The 3,434-nt window shown below is 40.1% G+C and carries 9 protein-coding genes; 2 read left to right on the top strand and 7 right to left on the bottom strand.

The genetic code is table 11. The features are described from left to right. On the top strand, nucleotides 1–264 hold a 264-nt coding region (locus tag WBV75_RS02465; RefSeq protein WP_424119074.1), incomplete at its 5' end, for a hypothetical protein. Between the two features lie 40 nt (nucleotides 265–304). Here WBV75_RS02465 and WBV75_RS02460 read toward each other — a convergent pair. The 4 genes from WBV75_RS02460 to WBV75_RS02445 form a co-directional block, all read right to left on the bottom strand. Beyond that, the gene (locus WBV75_RS02460; RefSeq protein WP_424119073.1) at nucleotides 305–655 is read right to left on the bottom strand and encodes a TfoX/Sxy family protein; all 351 of its coding nucleotides are present in this window, start codon (nucleotides 653–655) and stop codon (nucleotides 305–307) included. Between the two features lie 177 nt (nucleotides 656–832). Continuing rightward, nucleotides 833–1,099 carry a VOC family protein gene (locus tag WBV75_RS02455; RefSeq protein ID WP_424119072.1) on the bottom strand — a complete coding sequence of 89 codons (267 nt, stop codon included), beginning with the start codon at nucleotides 1,097–1,099 and terminating at the stop codon, nucleotides 833–835. 3 nt (nucleotides 1,100–1,102) lie between these two features. Continuing rightward, nucleotides 1,103–1,201 (bottom strand): VOC family protein, encoded by a 99-nt coding sequence (locus WBV75_RS02450; RefSeq protein ID WP_424119071.1) that lies wholly within the window; start codon nucleotides 1,199–1,201, stop codon nucleotides 1,103–1,105. 18 nt (nucleotides 1,202–1,219) lie between these two features. Next, nucleotides 1,220–1,633, bottom strand: coding sequence for a hypothetical protein (locus WBV75_RS02445; RefSeq protein WP_424119070.1), 414 nt, complete (start codon nucleotides 1,631–1,633; stop codon nucleotides 1,220–1,222). A gap of 85 nt (nucleotides 1,634–1,718) precedes the next feature. Here WBV75_RS02445 and WBV75_RS02440 point away from each other — a divergent pair, with 85 nt between their 5' ends. Then, nucleotides 1,719–2,132, top strand: a complete 414-nt coding sequence (locus WBV75_RS02440) for a winged helix-turn-helix transcriptional regulator (RefSeq protein ID WP_424119069.1) — start codon at nucleotides 1,719–1,721, stop codon at nucleotides 2,130–2,132. Nucleotides 2,133–2,216: 84 nt separating this feature from the next. Here WBV75_RS02440 and WBV75_RS02435 read toward each other — a convergent pair whose 3' ends face one another. The 3 genes from WBV75_RS02435 to WBV75_RS02425 all read right to left on the bottom strand — a co-directional run. Then, nucleotides 2,217–2,612 (bottom strand): hypothetical protein, encoded by a 396-nt coding sequence (locus tag WBV75_RS02435; RefSeq protein WP_424119068.1) that lies wholly within the window; start codon nucleotides 2,610–2,612, stop codon nucleotides 2,217–2,219. Nucleotides 2,613–2,622: 10 nt separating this feature from the next. Beyond that, on the bottom strand, nucleotides 2,623–2,988 hold the full coding sequence (locus WBV75_RS02430; protein WP_424119067.1) for a nuclear transport factor 2 family protein: 366 nt from the start codon (nucleotides 2,986–2,988) through the stop codon (nucleotides 2,623–2,625). Between the two features lie 94 nt (nucleotides 2,989–3,082). Continuing rightward, nucleotides 3,083–3,434, bottom strand: a 352-nt coding sequence (locus WBV75_RS02425; protein ID WP_424119066.1) for a hypothetical protein, incomplete at its 5' end; no start/stop codon positions are given.

Here is a 3,434-nt window from a genome sequence, read left to right as displayed (position 1 = left end):
CCAACGGCCCTGTATGGGTTTGTGCTCCTTATGGCAAGCCTTGCTTGGAATATCCTCTTATTTGCCCTGCGAAAAAACCACTCGCAGGATACGTTGGTTCATCAGGCATATATGGCCACCCGCAAATCGTTGCTGTCCCCAATCCTTTATGCAATGGCAACGATATTGAGTTTCTTCCATCCCTTGGTTGCCGTCGCTATTTACCTGCTGGTAGCAATACTTTGGTTTATCCCCAGTAAAAAAGTGGAAACTACTGCGGTTTGAATTAAGAACGGTCAGACATTAAGCTTAGCGGATATTTTCATTATTTGCTTCGGGATATATCTTCATTAAAATCCAGTGCCTTTTGTATCCAGAAGTCCAGGTCCTCTTCAGCGTCAAAACCTGCTGAGTCGATGAACAGGAATCCGCGCATCACCTTTCCGGTGAAGTTCATTTCCCGGCTTCCTTTCATAAATATCAGGGCGTCGTGCTTAGCTTTTCCAACCCTTACCATCAAGCGATCGGAGCCTGTTTCCTTGTCGATATCCAACCCGAGACACATTTTATCATTAACCATAAAAATAAGACCTCCCATCATTTTCTTTTCATCGGTAAGATTAGCCCTGGATAGTCTTTGACGAATTCGCTCTGCCTGATGTTCGCTAAAAGCCATAGTTTTATTTCTTGTTCATTTTTAATATTTGGTAAATTAATAAAAGGGATAGAAGTGAGAAACTTCCAAAAGCAATATCGGTATTCAGAAATATCACAACGAAGGAGTGCTATTCTGGCGATTTTCATTTATGCTGTTTTATTTCTGGTCCACATACCATAGAAAAGGAATTAGGGCCTATTTGTAAGAATGAAAAGCTACCCTGTTTCCTTCGGAATCAATGAATTGGGCCATAAAACCATTGGGGCCTAATGACGTTTTTGGAAGAACTACCTTTCCACCTGCCTCCTTCACTCGAGAAAGGGGAATATCGAGATCATCACCACCGTTCAGGTAAATCAACGAACCCTTGTCTGAGGGTTCATAACCCTGACCATGGGCCAGGCCGCCACCAATTCCATTTTCCCAGTCTGCGGGAAAGAAAGCCATTTTCATGCCCTCCATGGATTAGGTTTCCATGGTGGTGTCAAGCACCGTTTCATAAAACGTTTTTGCTCTGTCGAAGTCTTTTACAGGAATATCAAACCAGTTAATTGCATTTTTCATAGTTGTAATGTTTACATGTTAATTGTTAGAATATTTTTTTAATAATTGGAAAGAAACTGACAGCAGTATTCCAATTAGGCCAAATTGAATGACTCCCACAGTTGCTTCCACCAAAATCCATGAACTAATGGAAGGGACCTTATATTTAGCCGGTTCCACAAGCGCCGGATAGCTTACAAAAAAGGCGCTCAGAATAAGGCCATATGCCAGTCCTTTTGTCCAGGTGAATTCATTTTTGCTGTAAATCAGAAAAAGATATGATACAACTATGCCTTGCATAATCATTGTCAGAAACCCCAGGATAAATATGGGTTCTGCGCGCATGAACGAAATAGTAGAATAGTGGTCAGCATTAATTGCGAAATGAGAAATGGATTGCGCGGCAAACGAGACGACAATGAAAACCAGCGTTCCCGTAATTATATTTTTCATTTAGAAGAATTTTAAATTGTAAATTCAAAGTTAAACATTTTAACTTGTATTTTACAAGTTGTTTTTGAAATATTATCTTTGTGGAATGGAATATCGATCTCATTGTCCCATCAATTATGCGCTTGAACATATAGGAGATAAGTGGTCCTTATTGATTATCAGGGACTTAATGTTTAAGGACAAGCGCCATTATAATGAGTTTTTAGAAGGAGGGGAAAAGGTTTCCACCAGCGTGCTGGGCACACGTCTTCGACAACTCGAGGCGGTTGGACTTATAACTAGGGGCGAAGATGATGTGAAGAAGTCCAGAATTAAATACAGCCTTACCCAAAAGGGTATAGATCTGCTGCCATTTATGGTAGAGGTGATCTTATGGAGTGGAACGTATGACCAGGAGACGGAGGCCGGGGATGATTTTCTGCATAAGGCAAAAAATAATCGGGAAGCACTTTTACGCTCTTTTAGGGAAAAACTTCATAAAGCGCATTTGGAAGCTTAGTTATTTGCAATCAAAGAAAAGGAGGCGAATTAACACCCCCATCCCTATTAGTTCTTAACATTCCTGGTTTGATCCATTTATCACTCAATCCGGGAGGAAATTTTTGAAATCCTTCACCCTGGGTTTCCTTTTCGAATGATCCAGATCAAAACCATCTGCTGTTAGCAATTCAGCCTGTAATTCCAAATCTGAGGCAATCAATTCTCCTTTTCCATTTAGCACATGATAAGCGCCTGAGCTTTTCTCTTCCATCATATTTCTTAGCATCTTCAAACATGTTTTTGGGCATGTCGTTGTTACGCCAAATTGTTCCGCGATGGATTCCCTTATTACAGGTATCGTGATCAATTTTCCTTCTGGGATATTTTGCAATTCCTTCATAACTGTTGCTTGAGAGGGCAATACCATTTTACCTTTGCCCAGATACTTCTCGAGCCCGACTGGAATTTTCTGTACTTTATCCTTTATTAGTACTTTCATGATTTTCAGTTTAGTTAATTCCAAATTCTTTTCTGAACTCCTGTGCGTCATAATGCACTTTTACGGACTGGATTTTGCCATCCCTGATTTCATAAAATTCCGCCATATCAAGTATAATTTCATTTCCACCAGGAGTGGCTACTTTGATTTCTACCTCAGTAACAACCAGATCTTCGTTGGCCACATGTCTTTTTAATTCAGCACCTCTGACCATTTGAAAGAAGTCTTCTGTGGTCTTAACATACGCTGCCTTACCGATTGCTCTTGCTGCTGGCCCGGTGAATGTTACATCCTCAGCTAAAAGATTTTTCCAGTTGTCATTTTGCTTTTGCATGGATTGCATATACGCCCCCCATACTTGTTCTGCTTTGTTCATTACAATTAATTTAAATAGTTAGTTACTGGCCCATTTATGAGGGCTTCTATTACTTATACAATTGAGCACAGGTTTTTGAACGGGATTATTGAAATTATTTTCCGGAAGTTGCTTTTTCTACCCAGGAAGGAATGTTTTCAAGAAAAAAAGAATGCAGTTCACTTGACCCTTGCAGTGGATCTGTATCTCTGACTAATTGCATTCGAAGGTTTAATAATTCGTCCTGATCTTTTGTGGATGATAGTTTTAATTCCTGTGCTTTAATATGGGCATCTTGATCCGGATTGAAGATTCCGTTTAGGGCCGTACATTGATTACAGATTCCGTTTTTGTTGATAAGCGCGCATCGGTTATCGAAAATCCGTTTCATGTTCCTCCTTGCATCTGCAATAGCGTGTTTCACTTTGCCTTCACTAAGACCTGTAATCTTGATAATTTCATCCTGT

The organism is Robiginitalea sp. (genome assembly GCF_049588695.1).
Lineage (GTDB): Bacteria > Bacteroidota > Bacteroidia > Flavobacteriales > Flavobacteriaceae > Robiginitalea.
This window is presented reverse-complemented; position numbering and strand designations above follow the sequence as displayed.

Excerpts from the sequence above, each read along its gene's own strand:
- WBV75_RS02435 (WP_424119068.1), bottom strand. The coding sequence starts at position 2,612 with ATGAAAGTACTAATAAAGGATAAAGTACAGAAAATTCCAGTCGGGCTC.
- WBV75_RS02440 (WP_424119069.1), top strand. The coding sequence starts at position 1,719 with ATGGAATATCGATCTCATTGTCCCATCAATTATGCGCTTGAACATATA.
- WBV75_RS02455 (WP_424119072.1), bottom strand. The coding sequence starts at position 1,099 with ATGGAGGGCATGAAAATGGCTTTCTTTCCCGCAGACTGGGAAAATGGA.
- WBV75_RS02450 (WP_424119071.1), bottom strand. The coding sequence starts at position 1,201 with ATGAAAAATGCAATTAACTGGTTTGATATTCCTGTAAAAGACTTCGAC.
- WBV75_RS02445 (WP_424119070.1), bottom strand. The coding sequence starts at position 1,633 with ATGAAAAATATAATTACGGGAACGCTGGTTTTCATTGTCGTCTCGTTT.
- WBV75_RS02460 (WP_424119073.1), bottom strand. The coding sequence starts at position 655 with ATGGCTTTTAGCGAACATCAGGCAGAGCGAATTCGTCAAAGACTATCC.
- WBV75_RS02430 (WP_424119067.1), bottom strand. The coding sequence starts at position 2,988 with ATGAACAAAGCAGAACAAGTATGGGGGGCGTATATGCAATCCATGCAA.